Source organism: Streptomyces sp. NPDC018964 (genome assembly GCF_044390325.1).
Taxonomy (GTDB): Bacteria; Actinomycetota; Actinomycetes; order Streptomycetales; family Streptomycetaceae; genus Streptomyces.
On sequence record NZ_JBIRYZ010000002.1, the window covers coordinates 86,618 to 110,461 of the forward strand.

At 73.4% G+C, this 23,844-nt stretch carries 18 protein-coding genes and 1 tRNA gene; 17 read left to right on the plus strand and 2 right to left on the minus strand.

The window, feature by feature from the left end; all coding sequences use genetic code 11:
• Window positions 1–75: 75 nt before the first annotated feature.
• The 3 genes from ACH5AO_RS03110 to ACH5AO_RS03120 all read left to right on the plus strand — a co-directional run bounded on the left by ACH5AO_RS03110 (window position 76) and on the right by ACH5AO_RS03120 (window position 4,810).
• Window positions 76–2,373, plus strand: a complete 2,298-nt coding sequence (locus tag ACH5AO_RS03110) for a HelD family protein (protein WP_398921209.1) — start codon at window positions 76–78, stop codon at window positions 2,371–2,373.
• Window positions 2,374–2,773: 400 nt separating this feature from the next.
• Window positions 2,774–4,192, plus strand: coding sequence for an NAD-dependent malic enzyme (locus tag ACH5AO_RS03115; protein ID WP_398921210.1), 1,419 nt, complete (start codon window positions 2,774–2,776; stop codon window positions 4,190–4,192).
• 336 nt (window positions 4,193–4,528) lie between these two features.
• A complete protein-coding gene (locus ACH5AO_RS03120; protein ID WP_004987462.1) occupies window positions 4,529–4,810 on the plus strand; it encodes an HU family DNA-binding protein in 282 nt (93 codons plus the stop codon).
• Between the two features lie 188 nt (window positions 4,811–4,998).
• On the opposite strand, the gene murA is transcribed toward ACH5AO_RS03120, so the two are convergent.
• Window positions 4,999–6,345 carry a UDP-N-acetylglucosamine 1-carboxyvinyltransferase gene (murA, locus tag ACH5AO_RS03125; protein ID WP_217130775.1) on the minus strand — a complete coding sequence of 449 codons (1,347 nt, stop codon included), beginning with the start codon at window positions 6,343–6,345 and terminating at the stop codon, window positions 4,999–5,001.
• A gap of 254 nt (window positions 6,346–6,599) precedes the next feature.
• Here murA and ACH5AO_RS03130 point away from each other — a divergent pair, with 254 nt between their 5' ends.
• The 8 genes from ACH5AO_RS03130 (at window position 6,600) to ACH5AO_RS03165 (ending at window position 17,485) form a co-directional block, all read left to right on the plus strand.
• Window positions 6,600–7,172, plus strand: coding sequence for a YqgE/AlgH family protein (locus ACH5AO_RS03130; RefSeq protein WP_398921212.1), 573 nt, complete (start codon window positions 6,600–6,602; stop codon window positions 7,170–7,172).
• Between the two features lie 30 nt (window positions 7,173–7,202).
• Complete coding sequence (locus ACH5AO_RS03135; protein ID WP_073931595.1) at window positions 7,203–7,484, plus strand: DUF3039 domain-containing protein; 282 nt, start codon at window positions 7,203–7,205, stop codon at window positions 7,482–7,484.
• Between the two features lie 681 nt (window positions 7,485–8,165).
• Window positions 8,166–8,771 carry a carbohydrate ABC transporter permease gene (locus ACH5AO_RS03140; RefSeq protein WP_398921214.1) on the plus strand — a complete coding sequence of 202 codons (606 nt, stop codon included), beginning with the start codon at window positions 8,166–8,168 and terminating at the stop codon, window positions 8,769–8,771.
• Between the two features lies 1 nt (window position 8,772).
• Window positions 8,773–10,416, plus strand: coding sequence for a beta-N-acetylhexosaminidase (locus ACH5AO_RS03145; protein ID WP_398921216.1), 1,644 nt, complete (start codon window positions 8,773–8,775; stop codon window positions 10,414–10,416).
• A 324-nt stretch (window positions 10,417–10,740) separates the two neighbouring features.
• Entirely contained in the window at window positions 10,741–11,634 is an 894-nt protein-coding gene (locus ACH5AO_RS03150; RefSeq protein ID WP_398921218.1) for an FAD binding domain-containing protein, read from the plus strand.
• Entirely contained in the window at window positions 11,631–13,769 is a 2,139-nt protein-coding gene (locus ACH5AO_RS03155; protein ID WP_398921220.1) for a 2Fe-2S iron-sulfur cluster-binding protein, read from the plus strand. Before ACH5AO_RS03150 ends, ACH5AO_RS03155 begins: the two co-directional genes overlap by 4 nt.
• Window positions 13,766–16,081, plus strand: coding sequence for a xanthine dehydrogenase family protein molybdopterin-binding subunit (locus tag ACH5AO_RS03160; protein ID WP_398921222.1), 2,316 nt, complete (start codon window positions 13,766–13,768; stop codon window positions 16,079–16,081). Before ACH5AO_RS03155 ends, ACH5AO_RS03160 begins: the two co-directional genes overlap by 4 nt.
• 228 nt (window positions 16,082–16,309) lie before the next feature.
• Window positions 16,310–17,485 (plus strand): SUKH-4 family immunity protein, encoded by a 1,176-nt coding sequence (locus tag ACH5AO_RS03165; RefSeq protein ID WP_398921223.1) that lies wholly within the window; start codon window positions 16,310–16,312, stop codon window positions 17,483–17,485.
• Between the two features lie 170 nt (window positions 17,486–17,655).
• Here the strand turns inward: ACH5AO_RS03165 and ACH5AO_RS03170 are convergent.
• Window positions 17,656–17,727: transfer RNA gene (locus tag ACH5AO_RS03170), tRNA-Cys, on the minus strand.
• Window positions 17,728–17,947: 220 nt separating this feature from the next.
• Here ACH5AO_RS03170 and ACH5AO_RS03175 point away from each other — a divergent pair.
• From ACH5AO_RS03175 to ACH5AO_RS03200, 6 genes are all read left to right on the plus strand, one after another.
• Window positions 17,948–19,399: an MFS transporter gene (locus ACH5AO_RS03175; RefSeq protein ID WP_398921225.1), complete on the plus strand. Its 1,452-nt coding sequence runs from the start codon at window positions 17,948–17,950 to the stop codon at window positions 19,397–19,399.
• Window positions 19,400–19,447: 48 nt separating this feature from the next.
• Window positions 19,448–19,648, plus strand: a complete 201-nt coding sequence (locus ACH5AO_RS03180; protein ID WP_398921227.1) for a hypothetical protein — start codon at window positions 19,448–19,450, stop codon at window positions 19,646–19,648.
• Window positions 19,645–20,019: a type II toxin-antitoxin system death-on-curing family toxin gene (locus ACH5AO_RS03185; RefSeq protein ID WP_398921229.1), complete on the plus strand. Its 375-nt coding sequence runs from the start codon at window positions 19,645–19,647 to the stop codon at window positions 20,017–20,019. The genes ACH5AO_RS03180 and ACH5AO_RS03185 overlap by 4 nt, the downstream gene beginning before the upstream one ends.
• 118 nt (window positions 20,020–20,137) lie before the next feature.
• The gene (locus ACH5AO_RS03190; protein ID WP_398921231.1) at window positions 20,138–21,931 is read left to right on the plus strand and encodes a DEAD/DEAH box helicase; all 1,794 of its coding nucleotides are present in this window, start codon (window positions 20,138–20,140) and stop codon (window positions 21,929–21,931) included.
• Window positions 21,932–22,207: 276 nt separating this feature from the next.
• Complete coding sequence (locus tag ACH5AO_RS03195) at window positions 22,208–22,849, plus strand: IclR family transcriptional regulator (protein WP_398921234.1); 642 nt, start codon at window positions 22,208–22,210, stop codon at window positions 22,847–22,849.
• A gap of 200 nt (window positions 22,850–23,049) precedes the next feature.
• Window positions 23,050–23,841 (plus strand): S16 family serine protease, encoded by a 792-nt coding sequence (locus ACH5AO_RS03200; protein WP_398921236.1) that lies wholly within the window; start codon window positions 23,050–23,052, stop codon window positions 23,839–23,841.
• The last annotated feature ends 3 nt before the right edge of the window (window positions 23,842–23,844 follow it).

A 23,844-nucleotide genomic window follows, 5' to 3' on the forward strand; every position in this document is an offset into this window, starting at 1 on the left:
CGGGTGGGCCCGTAGCCGACCGGGGTCCCCTTCGCGTACGGTTGACGGCTGCCCAGCACGTCAGAAGGGGGCCCGGTGGCCGCTCAGGCTCAACAGGAAACCGTGGTCGACCCGGTTCACGACTCCGTTCGCGACCGGGAGATCCGACTCGAACAGGAACACCTCGACCGGGTGTACCGGCGCCTCGAGGAGAAGATCCACGAGGCCGAGTTCCTCATGCGCGACGCCGCCCTGCGCGGCCAGGTCGGCACGCCCGGCGCCCTCGCCGAGCGGGACGCCCAGGTCTACCGCGCCGGCATCCACCTCAACCGGCTGAACAACGAGTACGAGGACTTCCTCTTCGGCCGGATCGACCTGCTGCTCGGCAAGGACGGCAAGAAGGGCCCCGACGGCGCGTACACCGCCGTCGAGCCCGCCGAGGGCGCCGTACGCCCGGACAACACCGCCGACATCGCCGAGACCCTGCACATCGGCCGCATCGGCGTCCTGGACGAGGACTACACCCCGCTGGTCATCGACTGGCGGGCACCGGCCGCCGCCCCCTTCTACCGCTCCACCCCGGTCGACCCCGGCCGGGTCGTACGCCGCCGCGTCATCCGCTCCAAGGGCCGCCGGGTCCAGAGCGTCGAGGACGACCTGATGCGCCCCGAACTGACGGCGTCCCTCGACGGCCACGAACTGCCCGTGATCGGCGACGGCGCCCTGATGGCCGCGCTCGGCCAGGCCCGTACGCACACCATGCGGGACATCGTCGCGTCCATCCAGGCCGAGCAGGACCTGGTGATCCGCGCCCCCGCCGCCTCCGTCACGTACGTCGAGGGCGGCCCCGGCACCGGCAAGACCGCCGTCGCCCTGCACCGCGCGGCCTACCTCCTCTACCAGGACCGGCGCCGGTACGCGGGCGGCATCCTCATCGTCTCGCCCACCCCGCTCCTCGTCGCCTACACCGAGGGCGTGCTGCCCTCGCTGGGCGAGGAGGGCCAGGTCGCCATCCGTGCCATCGGCTCGCTGGTCGACGGCGCCGAGGCCACGCTGTACGACTCCCCGTCGGTGGCCCGCGCCAAGGGCTCGTACCGCATGCTGAAGGTGCTGCGGAAGGCCGCGCGCGGAGCGCTGGAGCGGCACGACGCACCGCAGCGGCTGCGGGTCGTCGCCTTCGGACGGCGCCTGGAACTGGAGGCGGAGGAACTGGCGGACATCCGCCGCGCCGCCCTCGGCGGCACCGCCCCGGTCAACCTGCTGCGCCCCCGCGCCCGCAAGCTGCTCCTGGACGCCCTGTGGGAGCGCTCCGGCGCCGGGAACCGGCACACCGACCCGCAGCTCGCCGCCGAGCTGCGCTCCTCCTTCGACGAGGACGTCACCACCGAGGACGACTTCATCGCCTTCCTCGACGCCTGGTGGCCCGAGCTGACCCCGGCCGCCGTCCTGGACGCCATGGCCGACGAGCGGCGCCTGGGCCGCTGGGCCCGGCGGATCCTCAACCCGGGCGAGGTCCGCAAGGTCGCCCGCGCGCTGAAGCGCGACGGGCGCTCCGTGCACGACATCGCGATGCTCGACGAACTCCAGGCGATCCTCGGCGCCCCGGCCCGCCCCCGCAGGAAGCGCGAACTCGACCCGCTGGACCAGCTCACCGGCCTGGAGGAGCTGATGCCGGTGCGCGAGGAGACACAGCGGGAGCGGGCCGAGCGGCTCGCGCAGGAGCGCGTCGAGTACGCGCACGTCATCGTCGACGAGGCCCAGGACCTCACCCCGATGCAGTGGCGCATGGTCGGCCGCCGCGGCCGGCACGCCACCTGGACGGTCGTCGGCGACCCGGCCCAGTCCTCCTGGTCCGACCCCGACGAGGCCGCCCAGGCCCGCGACGAGGCCCTCGGCACCCGCCCGCGCCGCCGCTTCGAGCTGACCGTGAACTACCGCAACCCCGCCGAGATCGCCGAACTGGCGTCGAAGGTGCTCGCCCTCGCCATGCCGGGGTCGCAGGCGCCGAGGGCGGTGCGCTCCACCGGCGTCGAGCCGCGCTTCGCCGTCACGGAGGGCGTACTGGGCGAGACCGTGCGCGCGGAGGCGGCCCGGCTGCTGGAGAGGGTGGACGGCACCGTCGGCGTGGTCGTCGCCATGCAGCGCCGCGAGGAGGCCCGGCGCTGGCTCGACGGGCTCGGCGACCGCGTGGTGGCGCTCGGCAGCCTGGAGGCCAAGGGCCTGGAGTACGACGCGACGATCGTCGTCTCCCCGGCGGAGATCGCCGACGAGTCCCCGGCCGGCCTGCGGGTGCTGTACGTCGCCCTGACGAGGGCCACGCAGCAGCTGACGGTGGTCTCGGCGGACCGCGACGAGCCGGACGCGGCCGGGGTGCCGGATCTGCTGAGGGACTGAAGGGCTGGGGGCTGGGGGAACGAGGGACTGAGGGCCGTCCGGAAAAACCGGTTGCGCCACGGGAATGGTCCTACGGGATCCGTTTGTTAGCCTTGATGTGGCACCGGCCCGATCCAAGCCCCCGGGCCCAACCTTAGTCGCTTCGAGCGACCACTTGCCGCGAGGCGAGCATGGCGGGTCGGTGTCACTCAGACCGAGTGGGAGGCCCACATCACAGGACTGTGATGTGGGCCTCTTTCCTTGCCCGGACGTTTCCGCGTGATGGACGTTTCCTTCCGCGATCCGGTACGCGCCGGTGAACAAAACGTCCGCAATCCGGGGCGGCTACCGCGTACCCAGGGGTAGGTGCGACGATCGGACGGCACACTCAGCGGCACGGTAAAAGCAGAGGAAGTCGGCCATGGCAACGGCGCCCAGCGTCTCCTACTCGATGACGATCCGGCTGGAGGTGCCCGCGAGCGGAACCGCCGTATCGCAGCTCACCACCGCCGTGGAGTCCTCCGGAGGCTCGGTGACCGGCCTCGACGTCACCGCGTCGGGCCACGAGAAGCTCCGCATCGACGTCACCATCGCGGCCTCCTCCACCGCCCACGCCGACGAGATCGTCGAGCAGCTGCGCGGCATCGAGGGCGTCACCCTGGGCAAGGTCTCCGACCGTACGTTCCTGATGCACCTCGGCGGCAAGATCGAGATGGCGTCGAAGCACCCCATCCGCAACCGTGACGACCTGTCCATGGTCTACACGCCCGGAGTGGCCCGCGTGTGCATGGCGATCGCGGAGAATCCCGAGGACGCCCGCCGCCTGACCATCAAGCGCAACTCCGTTGCGGTCGTGACGGACGGCTCCGCGGTGCTGGGCCTGGGCAACATCGGCCCGAAGGCCGCGCTGCCGGTGATGGAGGGCAAGGCGGCCCTGTTCAAGCGGTTCGCCGGCATCGACGCCTGGCCGATCTGCCTGGACACCCAGGACACCGACGCGATCGTCGAGATCGTCAAGGCCATCGCCCCGGGCTTCGCCGGCATCAACCTGGAGGACATCTCCGCCCCCCGCTGCTTCGAGATCGAGGCCCGGCTGCGCGAGGCCCTGGACATCCCCGTCTTCCACGACGACCAGCACGGCACCGCGATCGTCGTCCTCGCCGCCCTGACCAACGCCCTGCGGGTCACCGGCAGGGCGATCGAGAACATCCGCGTCGTGATGTCCGGCGCCGGCGCCGCCGGGACGGCCATCCTGAAGCTGCTGCTCGCCGCCGGGGTGAAGAACGCCGTGGTGGCCGACATCCACGGCGTCGTGCACGCCGGCCGCGCCGACCTGGTCGACGCCGCGCCCGGCTCCGCGCTGCGCTGGATCGCCGACAACACCAACCCCGAGAACCTCACCGGCACCCTGAAGGAGGCCGTACGCGGCGCGGACGTCTTCATCGGCGTCTCCGCCCCGAACGTCCTCGACGGCGACGACGTGGCCGCCATGGCCGACGACGCGATCGTGTTCGCGCTCGCGAACCCCGACCCCGAGGTGGACCCCGCGATCGCCCGCCAGACGGCGGCCGTCGTGGCCACCGGCCGCTCCGACTTCCCCAACCAGATCAACAACGTGCTGGTCTTCCCGGGCGTCTTCCGCGGCCTGCTCGACGCCCAGTCCCGCACCGTCAACACCGAGATGATGCTGGCCGCCGCCAAGGCCCTCGCCGACGTGGTCACCGAGGACGAGCTCAACCCGAACTACATCATCCCCAGCGTCTTCAACGACAAGGTCGCGGGCGCCGTCGCCGGCGCGGTGCGCGACGCGGCGAAGGCGGCGGGGGCGTCGGTCTCCTAGGGGGGCCTGGACACCGAGCGGGCTGTGAGGATCGCCACGGCGGGTTGGAAACGGCGCGTCGGGGCACCCGGAGATCCTGGCCGCCCTCTAGGGTGGCGGCCGGGCCGTGGCGCTCTTCGTGTGACTCCCCGGGGTGTTCTCACGACTCCTGCGGGTGCCGGATTGGCATTACCGCCGCAGGTAGAGGCAGGATGCGTCCCTGGGCGCGAGGGTCCGACGAGGGACCCGGGTCAGGGGACCCACCGAGGAACCTGGCAGCATCGGCTTGGCCGTGCCCGACATGCGGCTCCGCCGCGTGGCACGCCTCAACGGCAAGAAGAACACGGGAGTAACAACATGAACCGCAGTGAGCTGGTGGCCGCGCTGGCCGACCGCGCCGAGGTGACCCGCAAGGACGCCGACGCCGTGCTGGCCGCGTTCGCCGAGGTCGTCGGCGACATCGTCTCCAAGGGCGACGAGAAGGTCACCGTCCCCGGTTTCCTGACCTTCGAGCGCACCCACCGGGCCGCGCGCACCGCGCGCAACCCGCAGACCGGAGAGCCGATCCAGATTCCGGCGGGCTACAGCGTGAAGGTTTCGGCGGGCTCGAAGCTCAAGGAAGCCGCCAAGGGCAAGTAAGGGCGCGTAAGCGCCGTTCAGGCCTGGCGCCGTGGGCGACTGCCGGCAGTCTGTGGCTGATCGCGCCCACGCGGCGGAGCCGCAGATGTCCGCGGCCCCGCGCCCCTTCAGGGCGCTTGCACATACGCCGATGGGGCGGTCACCCACACTGGGTGACCGCCCCATCGGCGTTCGTGTGGCGGCTTGTGTCAGCCCAGGGCCTTGCCGGGGAGCTCCACCTTCGCGCCCAGCTCCACGAGCTTCTCCATGAAGTTCTCGTAGCCGCGGTTGATCAGGCCGATGCCGTGGACGCGGGAGGTGCCCTGGGCGGCGAGGGCGGCGATGAGGTAGGAGAAACCGCCGCGCAGGTCGGGGATGACCAGATCCGCGCCCTGGAGCTTCGTCGGGCCCGAGACGACCGCCGAGTGGAGGAAGTTGCGCTGGCCGAAGCGGCAGTCGGAGCCGCCCAGGCACTCGCGGTACAGCTGGATGTGGGCGCCCATCTGGTTGAGCGCGGAGGTGAAGCCCAGCCGGGACTCGTAGACCGTCTCGTGGACGATGGACAGGCCCGTCGCCTGGGTCAGGGCGACCACCAGCGGCTGCTGCCAGTCCGTCTGGAAGCCCGGGTGCACGTCCGTCTCCAGCGCGATGGACTTCAGCTGGCCGCCGGGGTGCCAGAAGCGGATGCCCTCGTCGTCGATCTCGAAGGCGCCGCCGACCTTCCGGAAGGTGTTCAGGAACGTCATCATCGAGCGCTGCTGGGCGCCGCGGACGTAGATGTTGCCCTCGGTCGCCAGCGCGGCGGAGGCCCAGGAGGCGGCCTCCAGGCGGTCGGGCAGGGCGCGGTGCGTGTAGCCGCCGAGCTTGTCCACACCGGTGACGCGGATGGTCCGGTCGGTGTCCATCGCGATGATCGCGCCCATCTTCTGCAGGACGCAGATCAGGTCCTCGATCTCCGGCTCCACCGCCGCGTTGGACAGCACGGTGACGCCCTCCGCGAGGACCGCCGTCAGCAGCACCTGCTCGGTCGCGCCGACCGAGGGGTACGGCAGCCGGATCTTGGTGCCGCGCAGCCGCTGCGGGGCCTCCAGGTACTGGCCGTCCGCCCGCTTCTCGATGGTCGCGCCGAACTGCCGCAGCACGTCGAAGTGGAAGTCGATGGGCCGGCCGCCGATGTCGCAGCCGCCGAGCCCCGGGATGAACGCGTGCCCGAGCCGGTGCAGCAGCGGGCCGCAGAACAGGATCGGGATCCGCGAGGACCCGGCGTGGGCATCGATGTCGGCGACGTTGGCGCTCTCCACGCGCGTGGGGTCGAGCACCAGTTCGCCGGGCTCCTCGCCCGGACGGACCGTCACGCCGTGCAGCTGCAGCAGACCCCGTACGACCCGGACGTCACGGATGTCCGGGACGTTGCCCAGACGGCTCGGTGCGCTGCCCAGCAGCGCGGCGACCATGGCCTTCGGTACGAGGTTCTTCGCACCGCGGACACGGATCTCGCCCTCCAGCGGGGTCCCGCCGTGGACAAGCAGTACGTCATCGACGTCGTTGACGGTCATGAATCTCGCGTTCCGTGGGGAGTGGGGCAGGGGCCAGAAGGGAAAGGGTAGTCGCCCCCGACCCCCCTTCCGTAAGCCCGAGGAGGGCCCCGGAACGTCATGGGTCTGTCACAACACGGAGGGTTTTCCGCCGGGCACGCGGGGTCACCACTCCCGTCGTGCGCCGGGCGTGCTCCAGTCCGCCCTGAGCTGCGTTCACTCCCGTACCCCCGTTGCCTCCCCACGTGGGAGCGAGATGCGGGATCATGTCTGGCATGACCGAGGTGTCCTCGCTCACAGGGCGGCTGCTCGTGGCCACTCCCGCCCTGGCGGACCCGAACTTCGACCGCGCGGTGGTGCTCCTCCTCGACCACGACGAGGAGGGCTCCCTCGGCGTCGTCCTCAATCGCCCGACGCCGGTGGACGTGGGCGACATCCTGGAGGGCTGGGCGGACCTGGCCGGCGAGCCGGGTGTCGTCTTCCAGGGCGGTCCGGTGTCGCTGGACTCGGCCCTGGGTGTCGCCGTCGTCCCCGGCGGGACGGGCGGGGAGGCCGCGCCGCTGGGCTGGCGCCGGGTGCACGGCGCGATCGGGCTGGTCGACCTGGAGGCCCCGCCGGAGCTGCTCGCCTCCGTCCTCGGCTCGCTGCGCATCTTCGCCGGATACGCCGGCTGGGGCCCCGGACAGCTGGAGGACGAGCTGATGGACGGCGCCTGGTACGTCGTGGAGTCGGAGCCCGGCGACGTCTCCTCCCCGTCCCCGGAGCGGCTCTGGCGCGAGGTGCTGCGCCGGCAGCGCAACGAGCTGGCGATGGTGGCCACGTATCCGGACGACCCTTCGCTCAACTGATGCGTGTGAGCTTCAGTACCCTTGGCTGTTATGAGCACTCTTGAGCCCGAGCGCGGGACTGGTACGGGGACCCTCGTCGAGCCGACGCCGCAGACCTCCCACGGCGACGGTGACCACGAGCGCTTCGCCCACTACGTCCAGAAGGACAAGATCATGGCGAGCGCCCTCGACGGCACCCCCGTCGTGGCGCTGTGCGGCAAGGTGTGGGTGCCCGGCCGCGACCCGAAGAAGTACCCGGTGTGCCCCATGTGCAAGGAGATCTACGAGTCCATGGGCGCCGGCGGGGACGACAAGGGCAAGGGCGACAAGTAGTACCTCCTCTTCCTCCACCGGTCCGGTCCTCTCCAGGCCTCCGGGTGCGCTTCGTGCGCCCCGGGGGCCTTTGTGCCGTCCGCCCGGTGCCGCGAACGCTCCCGTGTCCGCGGCGGGACGGGCGTCCGCCGGGGAGGAGGCCTCCTGACCGGGGCCGTGTGGCGGTCCGGTGGACGTGTGGACGCGCGGTCGGTCCCGCGTCGGACGTCCGGCGCCCGTGGGTCCGGCTCGGCCCTGTCTCCCGCTGCCGACCGCGGCTTCGTGGGCGAGCGGTGTGTCGACGAACAGCCGCCGCTGATCCGGCGTCAGGGGGGCCGGCGCCGTGCGCCACGCGGCCGCGCCGATCCCGGAAGGGGTCGACCGGCGGAACGCGCCGCATGGCCTGAATCGGGCGGCGCCCCGGTGACCCCGGACGGTCGCGGCGCTAGCCTCGGACGTGTTGTGCAGAGCAGAATCGTCATTGCGCATGCTGCAACGCGCTCGGGGGGTCCGTGAAGCTGTCCGCAACACTTGTGAGCCGGGACGGGAAATCCCGGGTGAATCCTGTGCGCCCTGGACGGCCGTCGGCACCGTCGGCCGCCCCGGTGGTGGCCTTCCCGTCGCACCGGATGGTGCCGGGTGCCTCCGGACCGACCGGGGGACCGGGGCGACCGGACCACCTCCCCGGGCGCCCGTGTCCCCGTGCCCGCGCCGGACTCCTTCCGGTGGGTGTCCGGGCAGCGGGAATTCGGCCGGTACTTTCCCAACGGCGTCGCCGTCGCGGTGGTCGTGGTGATCGCCTCCGCGCGGATCGCCTTTTCCGCCACCACCGCCGTGACGCGATTCCGCTTCCGGCCGCGGACCACCTTGCCGATCACGTTTCCGATGGCCCGGACGGCGCCCCCGGAGGCACTGTCCGTCCCATTCTTCTCCGCCCTGCGGGACTTCGGCCGGCCGAACACGCCGCGGTCGCCGGTCCCGTCGCGCGTCGCGTTCTCCCGGCCGTTCACGATCCGGCCGCTCCGGGAGTTCGCGAAGACCGTTCCGGAGGTGCCGGAGGAAGCCGCGTACATCGACGGGACGAGCCGCACGCGCTTTTCCGCGGCGGATCCTTTCCCGCCCGGCGCGCCGGTCTCCGCGACCACCGGCGCGTTTTTCTCCCTCCCCGCCCGGAACGACTTCCTGTTCGCCCACTCCTCCGTCGTCAGTGGCATCTCGCAGCCGGCCCCGCCGATGGCGCCGCCGGTCTTCTTCGTACTCGTACAGCGGCGTCCGGTCCCCGCACCGGGCGGCGCGGTGAAGGACTGATGTGAGCGATCTGATTCCAGCGCCCCGCAGTGTCGTCGCCGGTTCCGGCGAGGTGCGGCTGACGGCGCACTCCCGGCTCTACGCCGATCACGGGACGGAGGGCGTCGGCCACTGGCTGCGCACCGTCCTCTGGCAGACCACCGGGCTGCCGCTGCGCGAAGGGCGGGAGCTCGACGACACGGACGGGGACGGCATCGGGCTCGTGCTCGACCCCGCTCTGGGGCCGGAGGAGTACCACCTCGTCAGCGACTGGAGCGGCGTCCTGATCACGGGCGGCGACGCGGCCGGTGTCTTCCGGGGCGCCCAGACGCTGCGGCAGCTCCTCGGCCCCGACGCGTTCCGCAGGGCCCCGCTGGGCCGCGACCGGGTGTGGACCGTGCCGCACGTCAGAATCGAGGATTCCCCCCGCTTCCGCTGGCGCGGACTGATGCTCGACGTGGCCCGGCACTTCATGCCCAAGGAAGGCGTGCTGCGCTATCTCGATCTGATGGCGGCGCACAAACTCAACGTCCTCCACTTCCACCTGACGGACGATCAGGGATGGCGCATCGAGATCCAGCGGTATCCGAAGCTCACCGGGACCGGATCCTGGCGCGCCCGGACGAAAATCGGCCACCGCGCCTCACCGCTGTGGGACGACAGGCCGCACGGCGGTCACTACACCCGGGAGGACATCCGCGAGATCGTCGCCTACGCCGCCGAGCGGCATATCAGCGTCGTCCCGGAAATCGACGTACCCGGCCACTCGCAGGCCGCCATCGCCGCGTATCCGGAACTCGGCAACTCCGATGTCATCGACACCGCCTCCCTGAACGTCTGGGACACCTGGGGGATCAATCCGAACGTACTCGCCCCCACTGACAACACCCTGCGCTTCTACGAAGGGGTGCTCGAGGAAGTCCTGGAACTCTTCCCCGCGGACGCCGGCCCGTTCTCGCCGTTCGTGCACATCGGCGGCGACGAATGCCTCAAGGACCAGTGGCGCGCGTCGGACGCCGCGCAGAAACAGATCGGCAACCTCGGACTGGCCGACGAGGACGCGCTCCAGTCCTGGTTCATCGGGCACTTCGACAAGTGGCTCACCGCGCGGGGACGGCGGCTGATCGGCTGGGACGAGATCCTGGAGGGCGGCCTGGCACCGGGCGCCGCGGTGTCCTCCTGGCGCGGCTACACCGGCGGGGTCGCCGCCGCCCGCGCGGGGCACGACGTGGTCATGTGCCCCCAGCAGTACGTGTACCTGGACTACCGCCAGGACGCGGGCCCCGACGAGCCGGTGCCGATCGGGTACGTGCGCACCCTGGAGGACGTCTACCGGTTCGAGCCCGTGCCGCCGGAGCTGACGGGCGAGGAGGCCGCGCGGGTGCTGGGCACCCAGGCCAACGTGTGGACCGAGGTGATGGAGGACCAGGGGCGCGTCGACTACCAGGTGTTCCCCCGGCTCGCCGCGCTCTGCGAGGTCGCCTGGAGCGATCTGCCCGCCCCCGCCGACCGGGACTTCGCCGGCTTCGAACGGCGGATGAGCACCCACTACCGGCGCCTGGACGCCCTCGGGGTCGCCTACCGGCCACCCACCGGACCGCTGCCCTGGCAGCGGCGCCCGGGCGTCCTGGGGCGCCCGATCGACGGCCCGCCGCCGGGCCGGTAGCCGCTTGCCCGGGCTCCCGGCGCACGCGGGCGGACGCCCCCGCGCGCCGGGAATCCGAACGGGATGCGCACACCCGTTCGCGCCGCGTCGAACGAGTCATGCGAAACGGGCTCAAAGGTCACCGAAAAGTGACAATCGGAAGCGTATCGGTGGTGCGGGGGGAAACCGCCCGCGCCCGGGGTGAGGTGGGCGAACGCCTCCTGACGGACCCCTGTCCTCGGCACCTGCCAAGATGTGCCAGAGTTGCCACGTCCGCCCTGTCAGGCCGTACGGTACGGCAGCACAGGTGGGACCAGGTGGGGCAGCGGGAAGGGGCAGCCGGACTTGAGCACGCACGCACCGCAGGCGGCGCAGGCCGTGACGCTGCCCACGACGCTCGACGAGGCCGTGGCGGCCCTCACGGAGATGCCCGCCGCCGTGCCCGTCGCGGGCGGCACCGACCTGATGGCCGCCGTCAACTCCGGGCAGCTCCGGCCCGCCGCGCTGGTCGGCCTCGGCAAGATCAGCGAGATCCGCGGCTGGCAGTACCTGGACGGGCACGCGCTGCTCGGCGCCGGTCTCACCCACGCCCGCATGGGCCGCCCCGACTTCGCCGCCCTCATCCCCGCGCTCGCCGCCTCCGCGCGGGCCGCCGGACCGCCGCACATCCGCAACGCGGGCACCCTGGGCGGCAACATCGCCTCCGCCGCCCCCACCGGGGACGCGCTGCCCGTGCTGGCCGCGCTGGAGGCGACGCTGATCATCGCGGGCCCGGGCGGCGCCCGCCGCGAACTCCCGGTGTCGCACCTGCTGGCCGGGATGGACCTGCTGCGCCCCGGCGAACTCATCGGCTACGTGCGCGTGCCGCTGCTGCACGCCCCCCAGGTCTTCCTGAAGGCGACCGGCCGCACCGGCCCCGGCCGCGCGGTCGCCTCCGTCGCCCTCGTGCTCGACCCCGCGCGGCGCGGGGTGCGCTGCGCGGTGGGCGCCATAGCGCCGATGCCGCTCAGGCCCCTGGACGCCGAGCAGTGGGTCGCGCAGCTCATCGACTGGGACAACAACCGCGCGATCGTGCCCGAGGCACTGAACGCGTTCGGGGAGTACGTCGCCGCGGCCTGCATCCCCGACGCCGCACCCGGCGAGGACGGCACCGTCCCACCGCTTCCGCCCGCGGTACTGCACCTGCGGCGCACCGTCGCCGCACTGGCCCGACGAGCACTGGGGAGGGCGCTGTCGTGACCGACGACCAGCACGGACAGGGCACGCCCCCGGGCGGCAGCCGCTGGGACCCGCTGCCCCAGGGCGACTACGACGACGGCGCCACGGCCTTCGTGAACCTCCCCGAGGGAGGCATAGACGCCCTGCTGGACGCCATGGAGAGCCCGCTCGCCGCACCCGGCCACGGCTACGTGCCGCCGCAGATCACGGTCGACCCGACGGCCGGCGCGGGCACCGGCCCGGCGGCCGCCGGCTCCTGGGGAGTGCCCGGCGCGCCCGTCGACGGCGCCCAGTGGCACGACCCGCAGGCCCCCGGGGCGGGCGCGGCGCCGGGGGACCGGTTCACGTACCACCCCGGCGCGACCGGGCAATGGGCCTACGAGGAGCCGGCCGCGGAGAACCCGGCGCCGGGTCACGACGTCACCGGCCAGTGGTCGATCCCCGTGGCCGACGGCGATCTGCCGGACGAGTCGGGCGAGTTCACCACGTCCTCCCTGGTCGAGCAGTGGGGCGGCACCCCGCCGGCCACCCTGCCGGGCGGCGCCCCCGCCCCCTGGGCGCCCACGGAGGCCATCGGCAGCCCGTGGGGGCCCGGCGTGCCCGGGGTCCCGCAGGACGGGGACCAGGGACCGCGGGGCGGCGAACACGACCCCGCGCGGGACCGGCAGGAGCCCGCCCCCCGGCCTCACACCGACGTCCCCGCGCACCGGCAGCCGCCCGCCGCGGACACGTACGGCGGGCAGCCCCTGCCCCCCGCCGCACCCCTGCCGTACGCCGAGCCCGGCGGCCGGGACGCGGGCCTGCCGCCCGCTCAGGAGGTGTACGGCGGGACGCCGGCTCAGGGCACGCCCGTACCGTCGGCCGATGGGCACGGGCGGCCGGATGCCGGTTCCGTGCCGGGGCAGTCCGGAGCGGGTCTGCCGCACGCTCAGGAGGTGTACGGCGGGACGCCGGCCGAGGGCACGCCCGTACCGTCGGCCGGTGAGCACGGGCAGGGGCGGCCGGACGGTGGCGTCCCGCCGGAGGCCCCCGGCGCGTCCGCGCCCGCCCCGGAACCCCACGGCGAGCCCGGCCCGGGCGACGGCGGCGCGCCCCGGCAGCCGTCCGGCGAGGCCGGTGTTCCCCAGCCGTACGCCGCCGAGGGGTACGCGGAGCCGCAGTGGCGGTCCGGGGCGGAGACCGCCGAGGACGCGCCGGCCGGACACCGTGAGCACCCGCATCCCGGCGACCAGGACGCCCCGGAGCCCGCTTCCGGGGCCGGTGAGGCACCAGAGGACTCCCCGGCCGCCCACGGGGCCCCCGAGGCCGCCGAGGGCCCGTCGGAGCCCTCCACGGCCCCCGCCGGACCCGCCCCGGACGCGGACCCGACGACGGGACCCGCCGACGCAGGGTCCCCGGACGCCGACACGGCACCCGACGCTCCGGACACCCAGGACACCCCGGACACCCCGGACGGTCAGGGCGAGCCGGGTGCGCCGCACGCGGCGGACGACGCGCCGCCGCCGCACGACGACCACCCCCTCGCCTCCTACGTGCTCCGCGTCAACGGCACCGACCGGCCCGTCACCGACGCCTGGATCGGCGAGTCGCTGCTCTACGTGCTGCGCGAACGGCTCGGTCTCGCCGGTGCCAAGGACGGCTGCTCGCAGGGCGAGTGCGGCGCCTGCAACGTGCAGGTCGACGGCCGGCTCGTGGCGTCCTGCCTGGTCCCGTCCGTCACCGCGGCCGGCAGCGAGGTCCGTACCGTCGAGGGACTGGCGCAGGACGGCCGGCCCTCGGACGTGCAGCGGGCGCTCGCGCGGTGCGGCGCCGTGCAGTGCGGCTTCTGCGTGCCGGGCATGGCGATGACCGTGCACGACCTGCTGGAGGGCAACCCGGCACCCACCGAACTGGAGACCCGCCAGGCCCTGTGCGGCAACCTCTGCCGCTGCTCCGGCTACCGGGGCGTGGTGAACGCCGTCAAGGAGGTCGTCGCCGAGCGCGAGGCGCACGCCGCGGCCGCCGAGGACGACTCCGACGGCGAGCCGGACCCGCCCCGCATCCCGCACCAGGCGGGCCCCGGCGCCGGCGGCGTCAACCCCGCCGCACTCGGCACCCCCGGACCCGACGAGCAGCCCCATGACCAGTCCTACGGCCAGGACGGAGGCCAGGCGTGACCGACGAAGCAGCCACCGCGCAGGCCGTACGGGCCGCGGAGGCCGCCCCCGAGCCGGAACCGCTCCCGCACGGACTCGGCGTCTCCCTCCCGGCCGCCGACACCCGCGCCAAGACCGAGGGCACCTTCCCGTACGCCGCCGACCTGTGGGCCGAGGGCCTGCTGTGGGCGGCCGTGCTGCGCTCCCCGCACCCGCACGCGCGCATCGTGTCCATCGACACCACCCACGCGCGGGAGATGCCCGGCGTCCGCGCGGTGGTCACGCACGAGGACGTCCCCGGCGACCCGCTGCACGGCCGCGGCACGGCCGACCGCCCGGTCTTCGCCTCCGAGGTCGTGCGCCACCACGGCGAGCCCATCGCGGCCGTCGCCGCCGACCACCCCGACACCGCGCGGATGGCTGCCGCCGCCGTCATCGTCGAGTACGAGGTGCTCGCCCCGGTGACCGACCCCGAACAGGCCTTCGAGGCCGAACCGCTGCACCCCGACGGCAACCTGATCCGGCACATCCCGCTGCGCCACGGCGACCCCGACGCGGCCGGCGAGGTCGTCGTCGAGGGCCTGTACCGCATCGGCCGCCAGGACCCCGCCCCCATCGGCGCCGAGGCCGGTCTCGCCGTGCCCCGCCCGGACGGCGGCGTCGAGCTGTACCTGGCCTCCACCGACCCGCACGGCGACCGGGACACCGCCGCCGCCGCGTTCGGCCTGCCATCCGATCGGGTGAAGGTCGTCGTCACCGGGGTGCCCGGCGCCACCGCCGACCGCGAGGACCGGAGCTTCCAGCTCCCGCTCGGCCTGCTGGCGCTGAGGACCGGCTGCCCGGTGAAACTCGCCGCCACGCGCGAGGAGTCCTTCCTCGGCCACACCCACCGCCACCCCACGCTGCTGCGCTACCGCCACCACGCCGACGCCGAGGGCAGGCTGGTCAAGGTCGAGGCGCAGATCCTGCTCGACGCGGGCGCCTACGCCGACACCTCCTCCGACGCCCTGGCCGCCGCCGTCGCCTTCGCCTGCGGCCCGTACGTCGTCCCCAACGCCTTCATCGAGGGCTGGGCCGTGCGCACCAACAACCCGCCCTCCGGCCACGTGCGCGGCGAGGGCGCGATGCAGGTGTGCGCCGCCTACGAGGCGCAGATGGACAAGCTGGCCAAGAAGCTCGGCGTCGACCCGGCCGACGTGCGGATGCGCAACGTGATGGCCACCGGCGACGTCCTGCCCACCGGCCAGACGGTGACCTGCCCGGCCCCGGTCGCGGAACTCCTCGAGGCGGTCCGGGACTTCCCGCTGCCGCCGCTGCCCAAGGACACCCCCGAGGACGAGTGGCTGCTGCCCGGCGGCCCCGAGGGCGCGGGCGAACCGGGCGCGGTGCGCCGGGGCGTGGGCTACGGCCTCGGCATGGTGCACATGCTCGGCGCGGAGGGCGCGGACGAGGTGTCCACGGCCACCGTGCGGGTCCAGGACGGGGTGGCGACGGTGCTGTGCGCGGCCGTGGAGAGCGGCCAGGGCTTCTCCACCCTGGCCCGGCAGATCGTCCAGGAGACCCTCGGCGTCGACGAGGTGCACGTGGTGCCCGTCGACACCGACCAGCCCCCGGCGGGACCGGGCTGCCGGGGCCGGCACACGTGGGTGTCGGGCGGCGCGGTGGAACGCGCGGCGAAGATGGTCCGCACCCAGCTCCTCCAGCCCCTCGCGCACAAGTTCGGCATGTCCACCGAGCTGCTCCAGATCACCGACGGCAAGATCACCTCGTACGACGGTGTGCTGTCCACGACCGTGGCCGAGGAACTGCACGGCAAGGAGCTGTGGGCCACCGCCCAGTGCCGTCCGCACCCGACGGAGCCACTGGACGGGGCCGGGCAGGGCGACGCCTTCGTCGGCATGGCCTTCTGCGCGATCCGCGCGGTGGTCGACGTCGACATCGAACTCGGCTCCGTACGGGTCGTGGAGCTGGCGGTCGCCCAGGACGTGGGCCGGGTGCTGAACCCGGCGCAGCTGACCGCCCGGATCGAGGCGGGCGTGACCCAGGGCCTGGGCGCGGCGCTCACCGAGAACCTGCGCACGCCGCGCGGGCTGGTCCGCCACCCCGACCTGACCGGGTACGCCCTCCCGACGGCGCTGGACACCCCGGACATCCACATCGTGAAGCTGGTCGAGGAGCGGGACGTAGTCGCGCCGTTCGGCGCGAAGGCGGTCAGCGCGGTGCCGGTGGTGACCTCGCCGGCGGCGATCGCCTCCGCCGTACGGGCCGCCACGGGCCGCCCGGTGAACCGTCTGCCGATCCGTCCGCAGGCCGCGGTGGTGACCGGGGGCTGAGCGTCGTTCCGGGCGATTCCCGCGGCGAGGCAACGCGAACGGCCGCTCGGGCGTCTTCTGTGACGGGGGCGTCGCACGCCCCGCCTTCGGCCCGGGGCGTTGTCAGTGGTGCCGCGTAGTGTTCCGAGAAGTGGGGGACGGCTGACGGGTCCGGAAGGGTCCGGACCGTCCTGCCCGGGTCGGGACGATCGCGGGCCCGGGACCGAGCACACGTATCGCGGGGGAACCATGAGCACGACCGACACCGTTGCCGCGGCGACGATCACGCTGACCGACGCCGACCTCGATCCCTTCGTCACGCACGCGTCCACGCGCGGCTGGCTGACCGGCCCCGGACTGCCCGCCGACAACGGCCTGGTCGGCTTCGCGGAGCTGACCAGACCCGGCGGCCCGCGCACGGTGGGCGACTCGACGGACGGTCCCGGCGACCGGCTCCCCGCGGAGCTGCGCGACCAGCTGGTCATCGGCGGACTGCTGGGCCCGGCCGGTCTGGAGACGGAGTCGGTGCTGCTCGACGGGGCGACCGGCGAGGTGTCCACGACGTTCTTCCTCCACGACCGCCCCGACCTGATGGACCGCCGCCCGCTCGCCCCGTCCCTGCCGACGCTGGTGCGGTTCGCCGCGGCGACGGACGAACTGGCGGGCCTGCGCGGCCAGTTCGCCGCCTACGCGGGTCGGTACGGCACCAAGGCGGTCGCGGAGGCCTCCCGGCAGCTGCTGGCGGTCTTCGAGGAGGGCGCGGACGGCGAGCCGGCGCCGTTCTGGCGGATGGCCGCGCTGATCAGGCCGCTGGCCCTGGTCGCGGGGCCCGGCGCGGCCTCGGGGCTGGCCCTGGACCTCCCCCCGCGCCTGCTGGACGAGGAGTTCGGCCGGGGCGGAGTGGTCCGCTTCGAGGAGGTCGACTTCCCCGCCACGCTCGCCCACGAGCCGACCCGCCGCTTCCTGCGCGAGACGGGCCTGCCGGAGGACGGCTTCCTCTTCCAGCTGGACACCGACCTTCCGCTGCGCACCCTCGCGGAGTACTACGCCGACGAACGCGAGCTCCCCGACGCCCGCCTCCCCGCCCGCGCCGAGCACCTGATACGCCTGGGGTACCTGATCGAGGACAACAGCCTGGTCGTCGACGGCACCACGGGCGCGGTGCTCAACTGGAGCGAACGGGAGGGCGTCCTCTACCCGCTGAACACGGACATCTCCACGCTCGCCTTCACCCTCTGGCTGCTCCACCGCGAGCACGCCATCGACGAGGCGTCGGGCCACGCGCTGACCAGCGACACCTACGACCAGCTGGCGCTGACGATGATCCAGGTCCTGTCCTCCATCGACCCGACGGGCACCACCACCGACGCGGACTGGCACTACTGGACGGAGCTGTTCCAGGACGAGGCGGGCGGGGTGCTGTAGCGCTCCGCTTCGGGGCGGCCGTCGGGCTCGCCGGTCGGCGGCGGCACCGTTGTGGCGGGTCACGCCCGCGCGGCGGAGCCGCATGTCGCCACGGCCCCGCGCCCCTCGGGGCGATCCGGGGCGATGACGAAGCGGGCGGGGTGCTCCGGAGAGCACCCCGCCCCGTGGGGAGGCCGTGGCGGGAATCGAACCCGCGTAACTCGCTTTGCAGGCGAGTCCCTGGGCCACTCGGGCACACGGCCGTGCCGGGGGCGAAGCACCGTGCGGTGCCCCGCCGTTCCGAACCGGTGGGACGACCGTACGGCGGGCCGGAGACGGCACTCAAGGACATGCCGGGGGCCGCAATGCGACTGCCACACGCCGTTCACGAACGGGCGGGCCCGGTCCTACGACCAAGGTCCCGGTGCGGACCCCGACCCCCGACAGGGGTCAAACCGTGCCGTGGCCCTTACGCTGGCGGTCATGACCGCCCCGAACCCGCGTGACACCGATGTCACCGAGCCCGCCGCCCCCTCTCCGGCCACCGCCCCCGACGAGACCGTGCTGAGCGGCCCCTACCGGGCGCTGAGCATCGGCATCGTCTCCGTGGTGCTGCTGATCGCCTTCGAGGCGACCGCGGTCGGTACGGCGATGCCGGTGGCGGCGCGCGAGCTGGACGGGGTGCCGCTGTACGCGTTCGCGTTCTCGGGGTACTTCACGACCAGCCTCTTCGGCATGGTGCTGTCCGGCCAGTGGTCCGACCGGCGGGGCCCGCTCGCGCCGCTGACCTGGGGCATCGCCTCCTTCGCGGCCGGGTTGCTGCTCGCCGGGACGGCCGGGGCGATGTGGCTGTTCATCCTGGGCCGGGCCGTGCAGGGACTCGGCGGCGGACTGGTGATCGTCGCGCTGTACGTGATCGTCGGACGGGCCTACCCGGAGCGGCTGCGGCCGGCGATCATGGCGGCGTTCGCGGCGAGCTGGGTGGTGCCGTCGATCGTCGGCCCGCTGGCCTCCGGCGCGGTGACCGAGCACATCGGCTGGCGCTGGGTGTTCCTCGGCATCCCGGTGCTCGTGGTGTTCCCGCTGGCGCTCGCGCTGCCGCAGATACGACGCCTGGCGTCCGGCCCGGTGAACGGGGACGCGGACGGGCCCGCCTCCTTCGACGGCCGCCGCATCCGCCTGGCCCTGGCGATCTCGCTGGGCGCGGGCCTGCTCCAGTACGCCGCCCAGGACCTGCGCTGGACGTCCCTGCTGCCGGGCGCGCTGGGCGTGGCCCTGCTCGTCCCGGCCGTGCTCGGCCTGCTCCCGCGCGGCACCTACCGTGCGGCGCGGGGACTGCCCTCGGTCGTCCTGCTGCGCGGGGTCGCCGCCGGCTCCTTCATCGCGGCGGAGTCCTTCGTCCCGCTGATGCTGGTCACCCAGCGCGGCCTCAGCCCGACCCTCGCCGGCTTCTCCCTCGCGGCCGGCGGCGGCACCTGGGCCCTGGGCTCCTGGTTCCAGTCCCGGCCCCGCCTGGAGCCGTACCGGGAGCGTCTGATGGTCCTCGGCATGGTGCTGGTGGCGGCGGCGATCGCGGCGGCCCCCAGCGTGCTGATCGAGTCCGTACCGGCCTGGACGGTCGCGGTCGCCTGGGCGTTCGGCTGCTTCGGCATGGGCCTGGTGATCTCCTCCACCAGCGTGCTGCTGCTCCAGCTCTCCGCCCCCGAGGAGGCCGGCACCAACTCCGCCGCGCTGCAGATCTCCGACGGCCTGTCCAACGTCGTCCTGCTGGCCGCCGGGGGAGCGGCCTTCGCCGCCCTGGGCGGCGGCACGGCCGGCCACGCGGCCACGGAGGCCACCGGCTCCCACCCGGCCGCCTTCGCCGCGGTGTTCCTGCCGATGGCGGCGGTGGCGCTGGCGGGGGCTTGGGTGGCCGCGCGGGTGCGCGAGCGTTGATCCGTAAACCGGTCGTCATCGTGTGACCGCCGACCGTAGTCTCCCGTCATGTCCGAACTGGTTCTCCGCCTCGACCCCGACGCGCACCGAGCCCTCCACGACCTCGCGGACGCGCAGGGCCGCGCCCCGGAGGAGGTCGTACGGGAGGCGCTGCGCCGCCACCTGCGCGAGGAGGGACGACAGGTGCGTGCCGTCGCCGAGCGCCTCGCGCGGGAGCACGCCGAGCTGCTGAGGAGGCTCGGCGAATGACCCGGCACCTCACCGTCGACGAGGTCACCGCCATCGCCGAGGTCGCCTTCGGCGGGCGGCCGCCCGAGACGCGGGCGCCGGGGCTGCTCGCCTCGGCCGTGCACCGCCCGCGCGCCCGCATGTTCGGCACAGCGGCGTACGAGGACCCGCACGAGCAGGCCGCGGCGCTCCTCCACGCCCTCGCGACGAACCACCCGTTCGTCGACGGCAACAAGCGCACCGCCTGGCTGTCCACCGCCACCTTCCTCGCGGTGAACGGCGTCGACCTCTCCGGCGTGAACCAGGACGCGGCGTACACGCTGGTCGTCGACGTGGCCTCCGGGGCGGCGAGCGAGGTGAGGGGGATCGCGGAGCGGCTGAGGCGGTTGTGATGTGGGTCCCACCCTCGGGTGGCGCGGCCCCGTACCGGCGTCGACGCCTCCGGGCCATCGGTAGGGTGGCCCGGTCGTCCCGCGCAGATGCGCCGCCCGAACCACCCCCTCGGAGATCGTGACTACCACCGCCGGCACCGCCTCGCACCACCTGTCCCCGGCCTTTCCCGGACGTGCCCCCTGGGGCACCGCCGGCAAGCTGCGCGCCTGGCAGCAGGGGGCGATGGAGAAGTACATCCAGACGCAGCCCCGGGACTTCCTGGCGGTCGCCACGCCCGGCGCCGGCAAGACGACCTTCGCGCTGACGCTGGCGTCCTGGCTGCTGCACCACCACGTGGTGCAGCAGGTGACCGTCGTCGCGCCCACCGAGCACCTGAAGAAGCAGTGGGCCGAGGCCGCCGCGCGGATCGGCATCAAGCTCGACCCCGAGTACAGCGCGGGCCCGCTCGGCAAGGAGTACGACGGCGTCGCCGTCACGTACGCCGGTGTCGGCGTGCGCCCCATGCTGCACCGCAACCGGGTCGAGCAGCGCAAGACCCTCGTCATCCTCGACGAGATCCACCACGCCGGTGACTCCAAGTCCTGGGGCGAGGCCTGCCTGGAGGCGTTCGAGCCGGCCACGCGGCGGCTCGCGCTCACCGGTACGCCGTTCCGCTCCGACACCAACCCCATCCCCTTCGTGGTGTACGAGGAGGGCGACGACGGCATCCGGCGGTCCTCCGCCGACTACACCTACGGCTACGGCTCCGCCCTCGCCGACGGCGTCGTCCGCCCCGTCATCTTCATGTCGTACAGCGGCAACATGCGCTGGCGCACCAAGGCCGGCGACGAGATCGAGGCGCGCCTCGGCGAGCCCATGACCAAGGACGCCGTCAGCCAGGCCTGGCGCACCGCGCTGGACCCGCGCGGCGAGTGGATGCCGGCCGTGCTGCGCGCCGCCGACCAGCGCCTCACCGAGGTCCGCAAGGCCATCCCGGACGCCGGCGCCCTCGTCATCGCCGCCGACCAGGACTCCGCGCGGGCCTACGCCAAGCTGATCCGCGAGATCACCGGCAGCAAGGCCACGCTCGTGCTGTCCGACGACGCCGGCGCGTCGAAGAACATCGACACGTTCAGCAGTGGCACCGACCGCTGGATGGTCGCCGTCCGCATGGTGTCCGAGGGCGTCGACGTCCCCCGCCTCGCGGTCGGCGTGTACGCCACCACCATCTCCACCCCGCTGTTCTTCGCCCAGGCCGTCGGCCGTTTCGTACGGTCCCGGCGGCGCGGCGAGACCGCGTCCGTGTTCCTGCCGACCATCCCGGACCTGCTCGGCTTCGCCAACGAGATGGAGCGCGAGCGCGACCACGTCCTCGACAAGCCCAAGAAGGAGGGCGAGGAGGACCCGTACGCCGAGTCCGAGAAGGAGATGGAGGAGGCGAACCGGGAGCAGGACGAGGACACCGGCGAGCAGGACATGCTGCCCTTCGAGGCGCTGGAGTCCGACGCCGTCTTCGACCGGGTGATGTACAACGGCGCCGAGTTCGGCATGCAGGCCCACCCCGGCAGCGAGGAGGAGCAGGACTACCTCGGCATCCCCGGACTCCTCGAACCCGACCAGGTGCAGCTGTTGCTGCAGAAGCGGCAGGCCCGGCAGATCGCGCACAGCAAGAGGAAGCCGGCCGAGGAGGCCGACCTGCTCGAACTGCCCGCCGAGCGGCGGCCCGTGGTCTCCCACAAGGAGATGATGGAGCTGCGCAAGCGGCTCAACAACCTCGTCGGCGCGTACGTCCACCAGAGCGGCAAGCCGCACGGCGTGATCCACACCGAGCTGCGCCGGGTCTGCGGCGGCCCGCCCTCGGCCGAGGCCACGGCGGGACAGCTGCGCCAGCGGATCGAGAAGGTGCAGGAGTGGGCCACGCGCATGCGGTGACGCCGCGTGTGCGTATGGGGACAAAAGGAACGACTTCCCTGTGAGAGTGCCCGGATTCTGGACGGAGCCTTCCGCTGACCGAACCGGCTCGCTACTGTCCCGCTACGCACACGCCCCGTGGCAGCGCCGCCGCGGAGCGCAGCCGTGAAGCGACTGTGCCCGGATCACGCCCGGGCCGCCGGCCGATCGGCGGCCTCTGAAGCGCGTGACCGACGGGACTCGGTGACGCATCTGCCGCGAGGGGGCCGCCGACCTCACCACTAAGGAGTGGGCGTCGTGACCGCGGAGACCTCTCAGACGCTCGACAGGGGACTGCGTGTCCTCAAACTGCTGGCCGATACGGACCACGGACTGACCGTCACCGAGCTATCCCACAAGCTGGGCGTGAACCGGACTGTTGTCTACCGGTTGCTCGCCACGCTGGAACAGCACGCTCTCGTACGCCGTGACCTGGGCGGACGGGCCCGGGTCGGGCTGGGTGTGCTGAGGCTGGGCCGGCAGGTGCACCCGCTGGTGCGGGAGGCGGCGATGCCGGCGCTGCGGTCGCTGGCGGAGGACATCGGGGCGACCGCGCACCTGACGCTGGTGGACGGGGCGGAGGCGCTGGCGGTGGCCGTGGTGGAGCCGTCGTGGACGGACTACCACGTGGCGTACCGGGCGGGGTTCCGGCATCCGCTGGAGCGGGGTGCCGCGGGGAAGGCGATCCTGTCGGCACGGCAGCAGCGGGTGGACGATCCCGGGTACACGCTGACGCACGGGGAGCTGGAGGCGGGCGCGTGCGGGGCGGCCGCGCCGCTGCTCGGGGTGACCGGGGTCGAGGGCAGTGTGGGCGTGGTCATGCTGGCGGAGGCCGTACCGGAGCGGGTCGGTGCGAGGGTGATGGACGCGGCCCGCGAGGTCGCGGAGGCCTTGCGCTGAGTTTCGCGCCTCCGCCTGGCCGCGGGCAGTCGTGCCGCCCTGGGGGTACCTCCCAGGCCCTTGAGGCACTGGGGGAGGCACGACTGCCCGCAGCTGCGGACGCTCTGGCGGTACGACTGCCCGCGGCTGCGGAGTTGCCCGTAGTCGCGGAGGTGATGGTGGCACGGATGTTCGTGGTGGGGGCGCGTTAGATTGGCTCCGTGCTCTCCCGCCTCACGCGTCCCCAAGCCCTCGCCGTCCTGGCCGCCCCCGTCGTGGCCCTGCTGGCCACCGCCGCGTTCGCGCCGCTCCCCTTCTCCGTCGCGCAGCCCGGCATGACCGCGGACGTGCTCGGCGAGAACAAGGGCACCCCGGTCATCACGATCACCGGCGCACCCGTCCGCGAAACCAGCGGACAGCTGCGGATGACCACCATCGAGGCGACCTCCCCGGACACCCGCGTCGGCCTCCCGGACGTCATCGACAGCTGGTTCAGCACCGAACAGGCGGTCATGCCCCGCGACTCCGTCTACCCCAGCGGCGACAGCACCAAGGAGATCGAGCGGTACAACCGCGAGCAGATGAAGGAGTCCCAGGACGAGGCCACCCAGGCCGCCCTGAACCACCTGGACCGCGAGGACGACGACATCGAGGTCTCCCTGAAGCTCGCCGACGTCGGCGGCCCCAGCGCCGGCCTGCTGTTCTCCCTCGGCATCGTCGACAAGCTGAACGGCGACGGCAGCGGCGGCGACCTCACCGGCGGCCGGGTCGTCGCCGGCACGGGCACGATCGACGCGGACGGCACCGTCGGCGCGGTCGGCGGCGTACCCCTGAAGACGCAGGCGGCCAGGCGGGACGGCGCCACCGTCTTCCTGGTGCCGAAGGCCGAGTGCGCCGAGGCCCGGGCGGAACTCCCCGAGGGCCTGCGCCTCATCCCGGTCACCACCCTCGAGGGCGCCGTCGACGCGCTGGTCGCCCTGGAGAAGGGCACCGGGAAGGTCCCCGCCTGCTAGCCC

Excerpts from the sequence above, each read along its gene's own strand:
- ACH5AO_RS03115 (WP_398921210.1), top strand. The coding sequence starts at position 2,774 with ATGGCAACGGCGCCCAGCGTCTCCTACTCGATGACGATCCGGCTGGAG.
- ACH5AO_RS03130 (WP_398921212.1), top strand. The coding sequence starts at position 6,600 with ATGACCGAGGTGTCCTCGCTCACAGGGCGGCTGCTCGTGGCCACTCCC.
- ACH5AO_RS03165 (WP_398921223.1), top strand. The coding sequence starts at position 16,310 with ATGAGCACGACCGACACCGTTGCCGCGGCGACGATCACGCTGACCGAC.
- ACH5AO_RS03135 (WP_073931595.1), top strand. The coding sequence starts at position 7,203 with ATGAGCACTCTTGAGCCCGAGCGCGGGACTGGTACGGGGACCCTCGTC.
- murA (WP_217130775.1), bottom strand. The coding sequence starts at position 6,345 with ATGACCGTCAACGACGTCGATGACGTACTGCTTGTCCACGGCGGGACC.
- ACH5AO_RS03185 (WP_398921229.1), top strand. The coding sequence starts at position 19,645 with ATGACCCGGCACCTCACCGTCGACGAGGTCACCGCCATCGCCGAGGTC.
- ACH5AO_RS03180 (WP_398921227.1), top strand. The coding sequence starts at position 19,448 with ATGTCCGAACTGGTTCTCCGCCTCGACCCCGACGCGCACCGAGCCCTC.
- ACH5AO_RS03175 (WP_398921225.1), top strand. The coding sequence starts at position 17,948 with ATGACCGCCCCGAACCCGCGTGACACCGATGTCACCGAGCCCGCCGCC.
- ACH5AO_RS03120 (WP_004987462.1), top strand. The coding sequence starts at position 4,529 with ATGAACCGCAGTGAGCTGGTGGCCGCGCTGGCCGACCGCGCCGAGGTG.